This is a genomic window from Alphaproteobacteria bacterium, from assembly GCA_020638555.1.
In the GTDB taxonomy this organism is placed as follows: Bacteria; Pseudomonadota; Alphaproteobacteria; order Bin95; family Bin95; genus JACKII01.
Genome location: JACKII010000001.1, coordinates 647,296 through 664,509, shown reverse-complemented (window position 1 = coordinate 664,509; position 17,214 = coordinate 647,296). Strand labels below are relative to the sequence as shown.

Genomic DNA, 17,214 nt, shown 5'->3' with positions numbered 1-17,214 from the left:
AAGCATCCGCACCGCGTTGCGGACGGTTCCGCAATTTCGACACCATTCCCGAATTTCCACCCTATTGCGGACCGTTTCGGTCATATTTCGGCTGGAGGCACGTAACTTGTTATGATATATATGATACAATAGTAGCGATTTGGCGGCAAAGTCTGTGGGCAAGTTTCTGACACACACAATTTGAAGGAGAGTTTTCATGCGTTTGCGCAATGCGTTTGCGGTTGCGTCAGCGGCACTTGCCCTCGGGTTCGCCGCACCGACCCATGCCGCCACCATCCTGGCGATGAAGGTCAGCGACCTCGCCCCCGCCGCCACGTCGGCGGATGGCCTGATCGACCCGTACCAGGACTGGCTGAATGCCGGCGGCCACAACGAAGGCGTGGCCGGCGCCACGTCGTTGACCAACAACGGCATCGACTACAAGAACAGCTTCGTCGACAGCAATTGGGGCGATGTCCAGACCGTGCGCGTCGCGGTCTATTCCGGCGGGGTCGAGCAGATTTTCATCGAATTCGACGCCAGCGGCACCGACAAGGGCAATTTCTTCGCCGCCAGCCATTTGACCGCCTCGACCTACGGGCTTGCCAGCTTCGCGGTCCACAATTTCTTCTCGATCCCCGGCGATCCGGGCAATGACCGGCACTGGTTCGTCGAGCGCAATTATGGCGGCTGCGGCAACGACCGCGGTCTGCTGGTGGTGATGGACGGCGCCGACTCGAACTGGGCCTGCTCGTGGGAGGAAAGCCGCGACGCCCTGGTCGGCATCGACACCCGCGCCTTCCTCTATGCGCTGCCGCCGGTCGCCGTCGATGCCGACGTGCCGAACTGGAACACCGGCCCGATCGGCACCGGCGACGTGTTCGCCGTGTTCGTCACCACCGCGTCCGTGCCGGAGCCGGCCACCTTCGGCCTGCTGGCCGTGGGCGCCATCGGACTCACGGCCGCCGCCCGCCGGCGCCGCGCCTGAAGCCACCCGCCATTGCGGCGAACGCCCCGGAGCGAACCGCCGGGGCGTTTCGCTCCGGCCCACTCATCCTCGCCCCCGCGACACCGCTTCGCAGCCCCCGGTACGGATTGGCGCATAGGTGTGGGACGGGAATGATGTGATACTTTTGTGTAAGGCCCGCTGGTCGGGCACCCGTCTTAACGGACCGAAGGAGCATCCTCATGGCGACAGCGCAGACGGCGGCGACCCCCTCCGCCCAAACCGGCGCACCGGCCGAGCATTTCGACGTGCTGATCGTCGGCGCCGGCATTTCCGGCGTCGGCGCGGCCTATTATCTGCAGCAGAACAACCCGGACACCGGCTTCGTCGTGCTGGAGGCCGAGGAAAGCTTCGGCGGCACCTGGTGGACGCACCGCTATCCCGGCATCCGGTCGGACAGCGACCTGCACACCTTCGGCTACAGCTTCAAGCCCTGGGTCGGCCCGCCCATCGCCACGGCCGAAGAAATCCTGAAATACATGGGCGAGGTGATCGAGGACAACGGCATCGACCGCCACATCCGCTATCGCCACAAAATCCTGGCCGCCGACTGGTCGTCCGCCGACAGCCTCTGGACCGTGACCGCGGAAGACGGCGCGACCGGCGCGCAAAAGCGGTTCACCTGCAACTTCCTCTACATGTGCCAGGGCTATTACCGGCACAATCAGGGCTATATGCCCGAATGGAAGGGGGTCGAGGACTATAAGGGCCAGTTGGTCCATTCCGAGGAATGGCCGCGGGACCTGGACTACAAGGGCAAAAACGTCGTCGTCATCGGCTCCGGCGCCAGCGCCGCGACCATCGTTCCGGCCATGGCGGGTGTGGCCAAGCATGTGACCATGCTGCAACGCTCGCCCACCTTTTTCCGCATCGGCCGCAACGCCATCGACATCGCCGAGGAATTGCGCACGCTCCAGGTGGACGAGGAAATCGTGCACGAGGTGACGCGGCGCAAGATCATGTACGATCAGGCGGCCTTCACCGACATGTGCCGCGACCGGCCGGACGCGGCGAAAAAGATGCTGCTGGACAATGTGCGCGGCTCGCTGCCGGACGGCTATGACGTGGACACCCATTTCACGCCCGGCTACCGCCCCTGGCGCCAGCGCATCGCCTTCGTGCCGGACGGCGACCTGTTCCAGGGCATCAGCGCCGGCCAGGCCTCGGTCGTCACCGACGAGATCGACCGCTTCGTCGAGAACGGCATTCTGCTGAAGTCGGGCAAGGTGCTGGAGGCCGACCTGATCGTCGCGTCGACCGGCTTCAACATGTCCATCATGGGCGACATCGCCTTCCGCCTGGACGACAAGCCGCTGGACTGGCACCAGACGGTGACCTATCGCGGCACCCTGTTCACCGGCGTCCCCAACCTCGCCTGGGTGTTCGGCTATTTCCGCGCCAGCTGGACCTTGCGCAGCGAACTGGTCGCAGCATTGGTCTGCCGCCTGCTGAACCACATGAAGGAAACCGGCGCCACCAGCGTCGAGGTGGCGCTGCGCCAGCAGGACCAGGACATGGAAATCCAGGACTGGTGGGATCCGGACGACTTCAACCCGCACTATCTGGAGCGGGCCGTGCCCTATCTGCCGCGCCGCGGCAGCACCCGCGACTGGCAGCACACCCAGGACTATTGGCGCGAGAAGGACGAGTTCCCGGCCATCGACCTGGACGGCGAGGAATTCGTCTACCACCACGCACGCCGGGCCGACATCGCCGCGGAATAGCGGCCCTCACCCCACCGGCCACCGGCTCCTTGCCCAATGCCGCCGCTCCCACCGGGGCGACGGCATTGGTCTGTCCGCACGGCACGGTCTTGCAATCGGACCGGTTTCGGCCCATGTCCTAGCCCGCTGAACCGGCCCCCGGAGCCTGTTCGGAAATGTTAAGGTTCGTTCCGTCTTGTTCAGCTTCGCGCCCCTCCCCCACCCCCTAGGAGTCGAGCCGTGAGCGCATCGGTTCCCATCGTCCGCACCGTCGCCGATCTGCGCGCGCAGGTCGCGGCCTGGCGCGCCGCGGGCGAGACCGTCGGCCTGATCCCGACCATGGGCGCGCTGCACGCCGGCCATCTGAGCCTGGTGGACGCCGCGCTCGCCCGCTATGACCGGGCGGTGGCGACCCTGTTCGTCAACCCGAAACAGTTCAACGACCCGGCCGACTACGCGAAATACCCGCGCACCGAGATCGACGACGCGGCCAAGCTCGCCGCCGCGGGCGCGCACCTGCTCTATTGCCCGGACCCGGACCAGATGTATCCGGACGGCTTCGCCACCAATGTCAGCGTTGCCGGCGTCAGCGGCGGCCTTTGCGGCGCGGCGCGGCCCGGCCATTTCGACGGCGTGGCCACGGTCTGCACCAAGCTGTTCCTGCAATCCGGGGCCGACGGCGCCTTTTTCGGCGAGAAGGACTACCAGCAGCTGAAAGTGGTGCAGCGCTTCGTCGCCGACCTGGATATCCCGATCGCGATCCACCCCTGCGAGACCGTGCGCGACCCGGACGGGCTGGCGCTCTCGTCCCGCAACCAGCATCTGTCGCCGGCCGAGCGCGCCATTGCGCCGGCCCTGAACCGGGCCATGCGCGCGGCCGCCACCGCCATCCGCACCGGCACGCCGCCGGCCGACGCCCTGGCGGCGGCCGCCAAGGCCATCCTGGCCGCCGGCTATGACCGCGTCGACTATCTGGAGGCCCGGCGCCAGTCGGACCTGTCGCCGTCATTCGCCCCGGGCGAGCCGGCCCGCATCTTCGCCGCGGCCTTTCTCGGCACCACCCGCCTGATCGACAACATCCCGATCGGCTGACGCTTCCTGCCGGCGTCCCCGGCCGCCGTTTGCGCTTCCCCGGCCGCCATTTGCGCTTCCCCGGCCGCCGTTTCAACTGCCCCGGTCGCCGTTTCAGCTTCCCCGGCCGCAGAGCCGGGGCCTCCGGCCATGCGCGCCAAGCCTGGAGCCAGAAGCGCCTCGGAATGAGATCCCAGGTCGAGCCCGGGAAAGCTCATGGTGTCCGGGAAAGCGCGTGGTGTCCGGGGCGGCGTCAGGCGTGGCGTCCGGGGATGCGGATGACGCGAGGCCCGTGCGATCGCGCGCCCGCTGTCAGCCCGCCAGCCGCGCCGGCGCCAACTCCTCCACCGTAACACCGCAGTCCGTCAGGTCCGCCGGCAATGCGCGGTCCGTCGCCACCGCCGCCGCCGCGCGGCCCAGCGCCTCCGCCGTCATGATGCCGAAGCCGCCCTGGCCGGCAAGCCAAACAAATCCCGGCTCCGCCGGGTCCCGCCCCGCCACCGGCATCCGGTCCGGCAGGAACGAGCGCAGGCCGGCCCAGCGGTGGGTGATGCGGCGCACCTCCAGCGTGGTCGCCTGCTGCACCCGCTCCGCCGCCAGTGCCACATCCCATTCCTCCGCCTGGGCGTCGACCGGCGGCGTGTCGGTCTCGTCCGCCGGCGAGGCCAGCACGCGGCCCGCCTCCGGCTTGAAGTAGAAGTCCTCGGTCGCGTCGATCACCATCGGCCAGCGCGGCAGGCTCTCGACCAGGTCCGCGGGCGGGTCGAAGGTGATGCAGGTGCGCCGCTTCGGCTGCAAGCCCAGCGGCGCCAATCCCGCGAGCCGCCCGACCGCATCGGCCCAGGCGCCGGCGGCATTCACCACCGTGCCGGCGGCAAACGCGCCCGCCGCGGTCTCTATCCGCCAGCCGGCGCCGTCCCGCCGCAAGCCCATCACCCGCGCATCGCAGACCAGCCGGCCGCCGGCACGGGCAAAGCCGCGGAGAAAGCCCTGGTGCAGGCCGTTCACGTCGATATCCTGCGCCGCCGGCAGCCAGTAGGCGCCCGCCAGCGGCTCCGGTCGCAGCGCCGGGCTGAGGCGGCAGGCCTCGGCCACAGAGACCGGCTCGGCGATCCTGGCCGCCAACTGCTCGGGCGAGAACTGGCCGTCCAGCGCCGCCTGCTGGTCCGGCCGGCCGATCACCAGCAGGCCCCGCGGCGTCAGCAACGGCGCGGCGGCGAACCCCTCCGGCGGCGCGGCCAGAAAGGCGCCGCTGGCCTTGGCGAGGCCGCGGATCAGCGGGTTTCGGTAGCGCTCGGAAAAGAGGGCGGCCGAGCGGCCGGTGGTGTGGTAGCCGGGCCGGTTCTCCGCCTCCAGCAGCACGACGCGGCCCCGCTCCGCCAGCCGGCCCGCCACCAGCCCGAACGCGGCCGACGCCCCGGCGATGCCGGCGCCGATCACGGCGAAATCAAAGGTCTCGGTCATCGCCCGTCCTCCCCGGCTCACTCCGCCGGCCGCACCCGCGGTGCCTCGCCATGCTTGGACAGAGCCGCCGCCTGGGCCGTGCGCCGTCGCTCCAGCGGGCCGACCACCACGGCCATCAGCGGCGGCACCACCAGCAGCGTCAGCACCGCCGAGAGGCTGAGCCCGCCCAGCACCACGCTGCCCAGCCCCCGGTACAGTTCCGAGCCCGCGCCGGGAAAGATCACCAGCGGCGCCATGCCGAAAATGCTGGTCAGCGTCGACATGAAAATCGGCCGGATCCGGTTGCTGGTGGCCTCGATAATGCCATCGGTGACGCCCATCCCCTCCTGGCGGATGTGGAACAGCGACTGGTGCACCAGCAGGATGGCGTTGTTCACCACAATGCCGATCAGGATGATGAAGCCCAAGAGCGTCAGCATGTCGAGATTCTGGAGCGTGAACAGGTTCAGGATCGCCAGTCCCGCGACCGCACCCGCCGCCGCCACCGGCACCGAGACCAGGATGACCAGCGGATAGACGAAGCTCTCGAACAGCACCGCCATCACCAGGAACACGATCACCACCGCCAGCACCAGATCGACCGACATGTGGTCCCAGGTCTTGGCCAGTTCGCTCGCGGAGCCCTCCAGCGAGAACTTGACGCCCGGCGGCAGCCCTTCCGCCGCCAGCGGCTGGAGCACCTGCGAGCGGATCAGGTCCATCGCCTCCTCCAGCGGCAGGTCGGCGCGCGGGCTGATTTGCAGGGTGATGGTGCGCAGGCGCTCGTTGTGGCGGATCTGGGTCGGGCCGGACGTCACCTCGATCCGGGCGAGTTCGCTCGCCGGCAGGATCATGCCGTCGCCGGTAACGACCGGCAGATAGTTGATGCCCTGGGTGCGCAGGATCTCCTCCGACGGGCCGCGCAGCATCAGGTCCAGCCGCTTCGCCCCCACGGTCACCTCGGCGACGCGCAGGCCGTCGTTAAACACGTCGACGGTCTGGCCCAGCTCCACCGCGGAGACGCCGGCATCGGCCAGCCGCGCGCGGTTCGGCGTCAGCCGCACCTCCGGCGCGCCCAGGGTCAGGTCCGGCAGCGGCCGCATCTGGTGGCCGTCCGCCCGCGGCAGCGCCGCCTCCACCTTGCCGGCCGCCCGCTGGGCGACGCTGACAATGTCGTTCAGCTCCGGCCCGGAGACGTTCAGGTCGATGGCGCGCGAGCCGCCGATGCCGCGGCCGAACAGCGAGGCGTTGCGGAAAAAGCCGATCGTCCCCGGCTCCTGGAACACCGGCGCGCTCATGGCCGGGATCAGGTCCTTCACCCGGGCCGGGTCGGCCGAGCGCGCGATCACCAGGGTGAGCGAGGGCAAGGCGACGAAATAGAAGTCCTCGATCTTCGGCGTGCCGTCGGCCGTCGGCTCCGGCCCGGTCTCGCTCACCCACAGCGGGCGGACGCGGTCCTCCACCCGGCTTGCGATCTCGGTCATGGTGTCGAGGTTGTAGCCGGGCGGCGGGATCATATAGCCGATGATCAGGTTGCGGTTGCCGTCCGGCAGATAGTCCAGCTTCGGCAGCAGCAGCACCGTGGCGGCGGTCGCGACGGCGGTGATGATGGCGACCGAGCCGATGGCGGCGGTCTTGCGGCGCAGCACCAGGCGCACATAGCCGACGACGCCGCGGGCGAACCAGCGCGCGAAATGGTCGACGCCCGGAATGCGGATCGGCTTTTCCGCCACCGGGCGGGTCAGCAGGCTTTGCGCCAGCGCCGGGATCATGGTGATCGCCACCAGGAGCGACAGGCAGACCGAGACGCTGATGGCGACCGCGATGTCGCGGAACAGCTGGCCCACCTCCAGGTCCATGACCAGCAGCGGAATGAACACCATCACCGTGGTCAGCGCCGAGACCAGGATCGCGCCCCAGACCTGGTTCGCGCCCTCATAGGCGGCGTCGCGCGGGCTGCGGCCGGATTCGCGCAGGCGGTAGATGTTCTCCAGCACGACAATGGCGGCGTCGACCACCATGCCGACGGCAAAGGCGATGCCCGCCAGCGAGATCACGTTGATCGAGCGCCCCAGCGCCGCCATGGCCACGAACGAGCCGATCACCGAGACCGGAATGGCGATGGAGACGATCAGCGTCGGCCGCCACGAGCGCAGGAACAGCAACAGCAGCCCGGCCGCCAGCAAGCCGCCGACGACGATGTTCTGGCGCACCAGGTCGATGGCGGAGTCGATATAGACCGTCTCGTCATAGGTCTGGATCAGGCGCAGCCGGGCCCGCGGCAGCAGGTCCCGGTTCAGGTCGGCCACCGCGGCGCGGATGCCCTCCATGGTCTCGATCACATTGGCGCCGGTCTCGCGGTAGAGCGGCACGCCGATGGCGGCACTGCCCAGCCGGCGGATGGTCGCCCGCGGCTTGTCGTAGCCGAAGGCGATGTCGGCGACATCGGCCACCGTCACCCGGGCGACGCGGCCCGTATCCGGATCGGTCAGCGAGCGCAGCACGACGGCGCCCACCGCCGCCGGGCTGGTCAGTTCGCCTTCGGTGCGCACCACATAGGTGCGCTTGCCCTCGTCCACGTCACCGGCGGACATGGAGGCGTTGGCGGCACGCAGCCGGCCGACGATCTCGCCGATGGTCAGGCCGTAATGGGCCATGCGCTCCGGCTGGACGGTGATCTGCAACTGCCGTTCGGCGCCGCCATAGATGCGGGTGCTGGCCACGCCCGGCACCCGCTCCAGCCGCTCGGAGACGGTGTCTTCGATGAAGTCGAAAAAGGTGTGGATCGGCTCGTCATTGCCCGGCTCGCGCACGACGATGAACCAGGCGATGGCGTTGTCCTCGGACGACGAGGTCTTAAGCGACGGCTCGTCCGCCTCATCCGGATAGCCGTTGACCTGGTCCAGCCGGTTCGAGACCAGCAGCAGCGCCTGGTCCATGTTCTGGCCGACCCGGAAATGCAGCGTGATGCGGCCGCGCCCGGTCTCGGACGTGCTCTCCAGGGTTTCCAGGCCCTGGAGGCCGCGCAGCGCCTCCTCCTGGCGGTTGACGATTTCGCGTTCCACCTCAGCCGGGGCGGCGCCGGGCCAGTTGGTTTCCACCTCGATCACCGGCTTGCGCACATCCGGGATCAACTGGATCGGGATGGTCTGGAGCGCGATGACGCCGAACATCACCACCAGGATGACGCCGGCGATGACCGCAATCGGCCGGTCGATCGCGACCCGGATCAGGTTCATGAGCCGGTCCCTTTCCCGCTCGCGGCGGCCGAGCCGCCGGCTTTGCCGTCACCCGGTTTTGCGCCGCCCGGTTTTGCGCCTCCCGGTTTTACGCCGCCCATGGGCGCGCCGGTCGTCACCGGCTGGCCGGGGCGCAGGCGTTCGTTGCCGCGGATCACCGCCTGCATGCCGGCCTCCAGCCCGTCCAGCACCACGAAGCGGCTGCCGGTGGATTCGCCCAGCAGCACCCGCTTGCGCTCCGCCTTGCCGCCCTCGACCACGAAGACGAAATAGCCGCCCTGCTCGATGACGGCGTCCTTGTGCACGGTCAGCACGTCGCGCGCCGCGCCGACCGGCACCCGCACCGTCGCGGCGGCGCCGGCGGCGGCGTTGAGGGCGCTCGGGTCGAATTGCGGCGTGAAGCGCACGGCGCGGGTGCGCGACATGGTGTTTTCCTGCGGCACCACCGCCCGCACCACGGCCTGCTGCGGCGGCCGCTCGTCCAGGTCGACCGTGACGGTCAGGCCCGGCTCCAGCCCGCCGATGCGGGTGGCGGGCACGTCCGCCTCGATCTCCAGCGAGCGGTCGTCGATCAGGTCGACCACCGGCGCGCCGTCGGCAACATAGGCGCCGGCCTGGATGTAGCGCCGGCTGACGACGCCGTCGAACGGCGCGACGATGTGGGCGCGCTTCAGGTCCAGTTCCGCCACGTCCAGCTCGGCCTTGGCGGTCTCCAGCACCGCGGCGAATTCGACAATTTGCAGGCGGGCCTGCAAGGCCGCATTGGCCAGATCGTCCAGCCGCGCCTGGTTGAAGGCGGCGGACCTGCGCAGGCGCTGCATGCGCGTCCATTCCTGCTGCGCCTGCTGCTCGCGCGCCTCGGCGCCGTCCAGTTGCGCCTTGCGATAGCCGACCGTGGCGCGCCGCTGTTCCACCTCGGCCGCCAGCCGGTCGGTGTCGAGCACGGCCAGCACGTCGCCCCTGGCGACCCGGTCGCCGACCGCCACGCGCATCTCCGTCACCGCACCCCGACTTTGCGCCGCGATCGGCCCGGCGCGGCGGGCGACGAAGCGGCCCTGGATCGGCTGGGTCTGGCGCAAGGGCTCCCGCACCACCGGATCGACGGCGACCAGGGCCGGCCGCTGGGCCCGGGCTGTCGAGGCGAGCGCCAGGGCCAGAACCCCCAGCAGCAGCGCCAATAATACACGCGCGCCACACGCAGGCCCAAAGGTCTGACAACGAGACATCAACAAGATCGCAAGCCTCTCCACCGGGATCACTACCCGCATGCGCCGCGACGTCTTCACCGCGAACGCTGGCGTTATCGAGCGCCACCTTATACGCTTTTTGGCGACCGAACGCGAAGGTGCAGATGACGACGACCCTGTTCACGACTGCGGCATGCGCCGCCCACCGCCCGCCGGACGGCCATCCGGAGCGCCCGGAACGGCTGGAGGCGGTGTGGCAGGCCCTGGCCGCGCCGCCATTCGCCGCCCTCGACCGGCGCTCGCCCCGCGCCGCACGGGACCGGGATTTCGCCCTGGTCCATCCGGAACGCTATGTGGAGGCGATCCTTGCGCACGCGCCGGCGGAGGGCCTGGTGATGCTGGACGGCGACACGGCGATGTCGCCCGGCTCGCTCGACGCCGCCCGCCACGCCACCGGCGCGCTGCTGGACGCGGTCGACCTGGTGCTGGCCAAGGCCGGCCGCAACGCCTTCTGCGCCGTGCGCCCGCCCGGCCACCATGCGGAGCCGGAGCGGCCCATGGGCTTCTGCCTGTTCAACAGCGTCGCCATCGCCGCGCGCTACGCCCAGGCAGAGCACGGCCTGGAGCGGGTGGCGGTGGTCGATTTCGACGTCCATCACGGCAACGGCACCCAGGCCTCGTTCTGGGACGAGCCCAGCCTGTTCTACGCCTCCACCCACCAGATGCCGCTCTACCCCGGCAGCGGCCGCGCCTCCGAACGCGGCGCCAACGGCCGCAATATTTGCAATGTGCCGCTCGCCCCCGGCTCCGGCTCGGCCGCCTTCCGGGAGGCCATCTCCCGGGGCGTGCTGCCGGCGCTGCGGGCGTTCGCGCCGGAGCTGATTCTGGTCTCCGCCGGCTTCGACGCCCATGCCCGCGATCCGCTCGCCAATCTGGCCCTCCAGACCGAGGATTTCGGCTGGGCCACCCGCGAACTTTTGACCGTGGCGGGCGAATGCTGCCATGGTCGGCTGGCATCCGTGCTCGAAGGCGGGTATGACCTGCAAGCGCTCGGCGACAGCGTCGCCGCCCATGTCGCCGAATTGATGAGGCCCGCCGGATGACCGATCCCGCCGCCGAAACCGCTGCCAAACCCGAGATCGCCACCCTGTCGTTCGAGCAGGCGCTGGCCGAGCTCGAAGCCATTGTCAGCCGCCTGGAACAGGGCAAGTCCAGCCTGGACGACGCCATCGGCGCCTATGAGCGCGGCGCGGCGCTGAAGGCCCATTGCGAGGCGAAGCTGCGGGAGGCGCGCGAAAAGGTGGAGCGCATCACGCTCGACACCGCGGGCCAGCCCACCGGCACCCAGCCCTTCGAGACCTGAGGACCCGATCCGATCATGGCCGGATTCAGCGAGGAACTCGCCGCCATCGCCGCTGCGGTCGATCCGCTCATGGCGAAATTGCTGCCGGACGGCGACGGGCCGGAGGCCCGCCTGTTCGACGCCATGCGCTATGGCGCGCTCGGCCCCGGCAAGCGGCTGCGGCCGTTCCTGGTGGTGACCAGCGCCCGGCTGTTCGGCGTGCCAGACGACCGCTCGTTGCGGGTCGCCGCCGCCGTGGAACTGCTGCACAGCTATTCGCTGATCCACGACGACCTGCCGGCCATGGATGACGACGACCTGCGCCGCGGCCGGCCGACCGTGCACAAAGAGTTCGACGAGGCGACGGCGATCCTGGCCGGCGACGCCCTGCTGCCGCTCGCGTTCGAGATCCTGACCGACCCGGCCACCCATCCGGACCCGGCCGTGCGCTGCGCCCTGGTCGGCGGCCTGGCCCAGGCGGTGGGCGCACGCGGCATGGTCGGCGGCCAGATGCTGGACCTGAGCCCGCCCGCCGCCCCCACCTATGGCGACGTGGTGCGGATGGAACGCCTCAAGACCGGCGCGCTGTTCGCGTTCGCCTGCGAATGCGGCGCCCTGCTGGGCGAGGCGGACACCGCCGCCCGGGCGGCGCTCTATGCCTATGCCATGGACATGGGCCTGGCCTTCCAGATCATCGACGACCTGCTGGACCATGAAGGCGACGAGACCGCCGTGGGCAAGCGCGTCGGCAAGGATCGCGACGCCGGCAAGGTCACCGCCATCACCGCCCTGGGGCCCGACGCCGCGCGCGCTCAAGCCCACTTGTTGATCGAACAGGCACTGGCGCATATTGCTCGCTTCGGAGAAAATGCCAATCCGCTGCGCGACGCGGCGGTATTCGTGGTCGAGCGGCGCGCCTAGACGGGCATGGCGCCGGGCCCGGACGGAACGCGTCCGACGAGGCCGCCTGCGGTTCGGGCGCCGTCGGACCACACAGCTTGAGGAGACCCTGGTGTCGATCCCCAACAGCAAGACCCCGCTGCTCGACCGCGTCACCTGGCCCGCCGATCTGCGCAAGCTGCCGGAAGCCGACCTGCGTCAGCTGGCGAACGAATTGCGGGACGATACCATCGACAGCGTCTCGGTCACCGGCGGCCATCTGGGCGCGAGCCTGGGCGTGGTCGAACTGACCGTGGCGCTGCACTATGTGTTCGACACGCCGGACGACCGGCTGATCTGGGATGTCGGCCACCAGTGCTATCCGCACAAAATCCTGACCGGCCGGCGCGCCCGCATGCAGACCCTGCGCCAGGGCGGCGGGCTTTCCGGGTTCACCAAGCGCAGCGAAAGCGCATACGACCCGTTCGGCGCGGCCCATTCCTCCACCTCGATTTCCGCCGGCCTCGGCATGGCCGTGGGTAGCCAGTTGCAGGGCCGGCCGCGGCGGGTGGTCAGCGTCATCGGCGACGGCGCCATGTCCGCCGGCATGGCCTATGAGGCCATGAACAATGCCGGCAGCATGGACGCGCCGCTGGTGGTGATCCTGAACGACAACGACATGTCGATCGCGCCGCCGGTGGGCGCCATGAGCGCCTATCTCTCGCGCCTGATCTCGTCCCGGCCCTATGCCTCGCTGCGCCATCTGGCCCGCGACATCGCCCGCATCTTCCCCGGCCCGTTCGAGAAAGCCGCCCGCCGGGCCGAGAGCATGGCCCGCGGCATCGCCACCGGCGGCACCCTGTTCGAGCAACTGGGCTTCTATTATGTCGGCCCGATCGACGGCCACAATCTGGACCATCTGCTGCCGGTGCTGCGCAATGTGCGCGACAGCGCCGACCACGGGCCGGTGCTGATCCATGTCGTGACCCAGAAGGGCAAGGGCTATCCGCCGGCGGAAGCCGCGGCCGACAAGTATCACGGCGTCTCCAAGTTCAACGTCGTCACCGGCGAGCAGGCCAAGGGCAGCGCCAAGGCGCCGAGCTACACCAAGGTGTTTGCCGACTCCCTCATCGACGAGGCCGAGCGCGACGAAACGATTGTCGGCATCACCGCCGCCATGCCGTCCGGCACCGGCATGGACGCGTTCGCCAAGGCGTTTCCGGAGCGGACCTTCGACGTCGGCATCGCCGAACAGCACGCGGTCACCTTTGCTGCCGGTCTGGCGACCGAGGGGTTGAAGCCGGTCTGCGCCATCTATTCCACCTTCCTGCAACGCGCCTACGACCAGGTGGTGCACGACGTGGCGATCCAGGGCCTGCCGGTGCGCTTCGCCCTCGACCGCGCCGGCTATGTCGGCGCCGACGGCTCGACCCATTGCGGTGCCTTCGACATCGCCTATCTGGGGCCGCTGCCCGGTTTCGTGCTGATGGCGCCCTCGGACGAGGCGGAACTGCGCCACATGGTGGCCACCAGCATCGCGCTCGACGACCGCCCCTCGGCGATCCGCTTCCCCCGCGGCGAGGGCCAGGGCGTCGCCCTGCCCGAACGGGGCGAGGTCTTGCCGCTCGGCAAGGGCCGGGTGGTGCGCCAGGGCACGGCGGTCGCCCTGCTTGGCTATGGCTCGCGCGTCGCCGACTGCCTGGCGGCGGCCGACCGGCTGGCCGCGCACGGCCTTTCCGCCACGGTGGCGGATGCCCGCTTCGCCAAGCCGCTGGACACCGACCTGGTGCGCCGCCTCGCCCGCGAACATCCGGTGCTGGTGACGGTGGAGGAAGCCGCGCCCCAGGGATTCGGCGCCATCGTGCTGGAGTATCTGGCCCGCGAAGGCCTGCTGGACCATGGCCTGAAAGTGCGCCCGCTGACCATGCCGGACGCCTTTCTGGAGCAGGACAAGCCGGAGGCCCAGGTGCACCAGGCCGGCCTGGATGCCGAGACCATCGCCGCGACGGTGCTGGCCGCCCTCGACCGCGACAGCCGCGAAGCCCGGGCCTGACCGCCCCGGTTTCGCCATCGCCTCTCCCAAAAAAAGACACCCCGGAAGCCAGAGCTTACCGGGGCGAAGTCAGGAGAGAGCGTGAACCGCGTTGGGGATACGGAAAATGTATCTCCGAACGGTTAACACACGGCATCCCGGAAGGGCAGGAGCGATAACGCAACGCTCGGGACGCCATGTGCATACAGTATCTTTGCACAGTTCACCGCAGAATCAAGCCCCAATTTACAATCGTGCGCGTCCGGGAATTGTATTTGCGAGCTTTGCGTGCAAGGACAATGCGATAGTTGCGTCGTCGGCTGGATTACGCCTAAGGTATGCGGATGCCCACCGCCTTGGAAGAGGTCCCTGGATGCCTTATCTTGACCGCAATGGGGTACGGATTGCCTATTCCGTGACCGGAAACGGGCCTGCCATCCTGCTGTCGCACGGGTTCAGCCTGACCCGCCGCATGTGGGCGGCGCAAGCCGCGCATTTGCAGGACCGCTACACCGTCATCACCTGGGATTTCCGCGGGCATGGCGACAGCGACTACCCGGACGACCCCGACCTGTATTCCGAGGACCATTCCGTCGCCGACATGGCCGCCCTGCTGGACCATCTGGGCGTGGACAAGGCCATTGTCGGCGGCCTGTCGCTCGGCGGCTATACCAGCCTGTCGTTTTATGCGGCCCATCCGGAGCGCTGCGCGGCGCTGCTGATCATCGACTGCGGCCCCGGCTATCGCAAGGACGACGCCCGGGACGAATGGAACGCCCGGGCCGAGGCGCGGGCGGTGAAGTTCGAGCAGGAGGGCCTGGACGGGCTCCAGGCGGCCGGCGAACACCGCGACGCCACCGGCCTCGCCCACGCGGCGCGCGGCATGCTGGCCCAGAGCGACGACCGGGTGATGCGCGTGCTGCCGGAGATCGCCGTGCCGAGCCTCGTCATCGTCGGTGCGAACGACGCGCCGTTCCTGGCCGCCAGCGACTATATGGCGAAGAAAATCCCCGGCGCCGTCAAATCGGTCATCCCCAATGCCGGCCATGTCGCCAACCTGGACCAGCCGGCGGCGTTCAACGCGGCGCTGGACGCCTTCCTGGCGACGCTGCCGCGCTAACGCCGAGCGGAGCCCTCCGCTGAGGACCGGCTGGCGCGAATTCTTTTCCCGCTGGCGCACCACCCCATCTTCTCTTTCCTCGCGGATGCGGGGACAGGAGAGTGGGTCAACCCGTGCCGAAAGCGCTCTAACGCTGGGTCAGGGCCACGCCGGACAGGACCAGGCCGGCGCCGACCATTTGCGGCAGCGTCAGCCATTCGCCCAGCATCCAACTGGCCAGCACCACCGCGGACACCGGCGTCAGATAGAGCCAGACCGTCATTTTCGGCAGACCCAGCCGGCGCAGGCCGCCGTTCCAGGTCAGCATACCGAGGCAGCCGATCACCAGCGCCATATGGGCGAAGTTCAGCGCCAGGCCGGACGGAACCGCGCTCCAGTCCTGTGCCAGGGCGCCGGGGATGGCGACGGGCAGCAGGAACAGCGCTCCCAGCAGGGCCGCCCAGGCCGCGGAGCGGGCCGCGCCGATGCGGGCGATCACCGGCCGCGACAGGGCCCCGTACAACGCCCAGACGCCGGCAATGGCCACGAACAGCGCATCGCCGGCCAGGGAGCCGCCGCCGATGGTCACCGCGGCGAACGAGTTGTTGATGACGCAGAACACCCCGGCAAACGCCACCGCGATTCCCGCCCAGGCACGCGCCGGCAGGCGATGGCCCTGGACCGCGTGGATCAGCGCCGCGAACACCGGCGTTGTCGAGACCAGCACGCTGGCCTTGGACGCGGTGGTCAGATCGAGCGCGATGCCCCACAGGCCCTGAAACACGGTGAAGCCCAGAAACCCGGTGAAGGCCAGGATCGGCACTTCCCGCCAGGGCACGCCGGCGCCACGCCGGGTGAAGAGTTGCAAGCCCAGCAACAGCACCGTCCCGGCCACCAGATAGCGCGCCGAGGAAAACACGAACGGATCGACCACCGCCACCAGCGGCTTGCCCACCGGATAGGCGCTGCCGAAGCTGAGTGCGGTGTAAAGGCCCATCAGGTGCCCGGCGGCCACCGAGCCGCCGCTATTGGCGTCCGGCGAGGCCTTGGCTGTGGCGGTCATGCGCGCGTCCTATCCCCTCACCACCGTGTGGCCGCCCATCATCGCGGCCCGTGTCATCGTCGCACGCGTCATCGCCAGAAACCGGCGGCGGTGGCGGGCACGCCAGAGCCAATCATAGCGCCAGGGCCGGTCCGACAGGCGAATGGCGGGTGTGGGAACATAGACCATGGCCTCGCCCGGCTCGCCGTCGGCGAACGTGAATTGCAACACCTGACGCTCATACTCCTCCCCCTCGAACGCATCGCCGCGGGCGAGCGCGGGCGCGTCCAGCCCGTCCAGCACCAGCAGGTCGGTTCGGGCGCCGGCGCGGGGCCGGATGCCGGGATAGATCTCGCCGGCCACATACACCCGTTCCCAGCCGGCCAGCACCCCCGCGCGGGTGCGGCAGCGGCCCAGCACCAGCCGCCGCACCTCTGCGTCCAGCAGGGTGCCGTAGACGCCCAGCGGCGGATTCAAGGCACCAGGTCCTCCGGATCGGCGGCGGGCGTGGAGTCGAACCGGCCCAGCGCCGTGACCAGGGCATAGATGCCGGGCTCGCTCCGTTCGACGCCATGCCGGGCCAGCAGGGTCGGGTCGAGCCGCGCCTGCACCCCTTGCGCGGTCTCCCCATCGGCGCATTCGATCAGCAGGCCCCAGCAGGGCGGGTTGTCCGGCTGGGCGCGCATCCGGGTCTCGTTGGAGGCGGCACCGGCATCGTCCGCCGCAGCCAGGGGCGCAGCCAGCACGGCGCCCAGAATGTCGGTGTTCTGCGCCAGCAGTTGCGGCAGCGCCTCGCGGGCGAGCCAGTCCGCCAGCCCGGCCTCCGCGCCGGCGGCCGGCGTCAGCCGCCAGGAGGCGCAGGCCCCGCCCAGGCCCTGCCCCAGCCGGGCCTCCACCCGGCCAGCGACGCGGGTAACGTCGCGGAAGCCGGGCATGACCGCCTGGGTCCAGCCGGTCGGGTTGTTCTGCCGCTCGGCATAGGCGTCGCTGGCGAACACCGCGGGGCTGTCCAGCTCGTACCAGGCCAGATAGGCCGGCGCGCCGTGCACGGCCTTGTAGCGCCGGCCGTTCCGGAAGCCCGGCACGTTGGCGCGTTCGGAGAGGTGCTGGCGGTTGTACCAGGCGTTGAAGCGGGCGTCCTGCTCGGCGGTGACGCCGGTCCAGACGATGAGAATGCCGTCGCCGGACATGC

Annotated in this window: 14 protein-coding genes; 8 read left to right on the top strand and 6 right to left on the bottom strand. The window is 69.6% G+C overall.

All coding sequences use genetic code 11. The features are described 5' to 3' along the window. Positions 1–196 precede the first annotated feature (196 nt). From H6844_03100 to H6844_03090, 3 genes are all read left to right on the top strand, one after another. Positions 197–967: a PEP-CTERM sorting domain-containing protein gene (locus tag H6844_03100; GenBank protein MCB9928387.1), complete on the top strand. Its 771-nt coding sequence runs from the start codon at positions 197–199 to the stop codon at positions 965–967. A gap of 200 nt (positions 968–1,167) precedes the next feature. After that, the gene (locus H6844_03095) at positions 1,168–2,709 is read left to right on the top strand and encodes an NAD(P)/FAD-dependent oxidoreductase (GenBank protein MCB9928386.1); all 1,542 of its coding nucleotides are present in this window, start codon (positions 1,168–1,170) and stop codon (positions 2,707–2,709) included. Between the two features lie 219 nt (positions 2,710–2,928). Next, on the top strand, positions 2,929–3,780 hold the full coding sequence (locus H6844_03090; protein ID MCB9928385.1) for a pantoate--beta-alanine ligase: 852 nt from the start codon (positions 2,929–2,931) through the stop codon (positions 3,778–3,780). 291 nt (positions 3,781–4,071) lie between these two features. On the opposite strand, the gene H6844_03085 is transcribed toward H6844_03090, so the two are convergent. From H6844_03085 to H6844_03075, 3 genes are read right to left on the bottom strand one after another with little or no spacing between them, the layout of a single operon-like run. Further along, on the bottom strand, positions 4,072–5,223 hold the full coding sequence (locus H6844_03085) for an FAD-binding oxidoreductase (GenBank protein ID MCB9928384.1): 1,152 nt from the start codon (positions 5,221–5,223) through the stop codon (positions 4,072–4,074). A gap of 17 nt (positions 5,224–5,240) precedes the next feature. Continuing rightward, the gene (locus H6844_03080) at positions 5,241–8,441 is read right to left on the bottom strand and encodes an efflux RND transporter permease subunit (GenBank protein ID MCB9928383.1); all 3,201 of its coding nucleotides are present in this window, start codon (positions 8,439–8,441) and stop codon (positions 5,241–5,243) included. Continuing rightward, entirely contained in the window at positions 8,438–9,619 is a 1,182-nt protein-coding gene (locus tag H6844_03075) for an efflux RND transporter periplasmic adaptor subunit (protein MCB9928382.1), read from the bottom strand. Before H6844_03075 ends, H6844_03080 begins: the two co-directional genes overlap by 4 nt. A 173-nt stretch (positions 9,620–9,792) precedes the next feature. On the opposite strand from H6844_03075, the gene H6844_03070 reads away from it, so the two are divergent. The 5 genes from H6844_03070 to H6844_03050 all read left to right on the top strand — a co-directional run bounded on the left by H6844_03070 (position 9,793) and on the right by H6844_03050 (position 15,001). Beyond that, a complete protein-coding gene (locus tag H6844_03070; protein MCB9928381.1) occupies positions 9,793–10,731 on the top strand; it encodes a histone deacetylase family protein in 939 nt (312 codons plus the stop codon). Further along, the gene (locus H6844_03065; GenBank protein MCB9928380.1) at positions 10,728–10,991 is read left to right on the top strand and encodes an exodeoxyribonuclease VII small subunit; all 264 of its coding nucleotides are present in this window, start codon (positions 10,728–10,730) and stop codon (positions 10,989–10,991) included. Before H6844_03070 ends, H6844_03065 begins: the two co-directional genes overlap by 4 nt. Before the next feature lie 15 nt (positions 10,992–11,006). Next, positions 11,007–11,891, top strand: a complete 885-nt coding sequence (locus H6844_03060; GenBank protein ID MCB9928379.1) for a polyprenyl synthetase family protein — start codon at positions 11,007–11,009, stop codon at positions 11,889–11,891. Next, positions 11,839–13,902: a 1-deoxy-D-xylulose-5-phosphate synthase gene (gene dxs, locus H6844_03055; protein MCB9928378.1), complete on the top strand. Its 2,064-nt coding sequence runs from the start codon at positions 11,839–11,841 to the stop codon at positions 13,900–13,902. The genes H6844_03060 and dxs overlap by 53 nt, the downstream gene beginning before the upstream one ends. Before the next feature lie 352 nt (positions 13,903–14,254). Next, positions 14,255–15,001: an alpha/beta fold hydrolase gene (locus H6844_03050; GenBank protein ID MCB9928377.1), complete on the top strand. Its 747-nt coding sequence runs from the start codon at positions 14,255–14,257 to the stop codon at positions 14,999–15,001. Positions 15,002–15,128: 127 nt separating this feature from the next. On the opposite strand, the gene H6844_03045 is transcribed toward H6844_03050, so the two are convergent. Genes H6844_03045 through H6844_03035 form a run of 3 tightly spaced genes read right to left on the bottom strand, consistent with a single transcriptional unit; the run spans position 15,129 to position 17,212 of the window. Further along, on the bottom strand, positions 15,129–16,043 hold the full coding sequence (locus tag H6844_03045) for a DMT family transporter (protein MCB9928376.1): 915 nt from the start codon (positions 16,041–16,043) through the stop codon (positions 15,129–15,131). Positions 16,044–16,052: 9 nt separating this feature from the next. After that, positions 16,053–16,499, bottom strand: a complete 447-nt coding sequence (locus H6844_03040; GenBank protein MCB9928375.1) for a gamma-glutamylcyclotransferase — start codon at positions 16,497–16,499, stop codon at positions 16,053–16,055. Beyond that, a complete protein-coding gene (locus H6844_03035; GenBank protein ID MCB9928374.1) occupies positions 16,496–17,212 on the bottom strand; it encodes a hypothetical protein in 717 nt (238 codons plus the stop codon). Before H6844_03035 ends, H6844_03040 begins: the two co-directional genes overlap by 4 nt. Between the last annotated feature and the right edge of the window lie 2 nt (positions 17,213–17,214).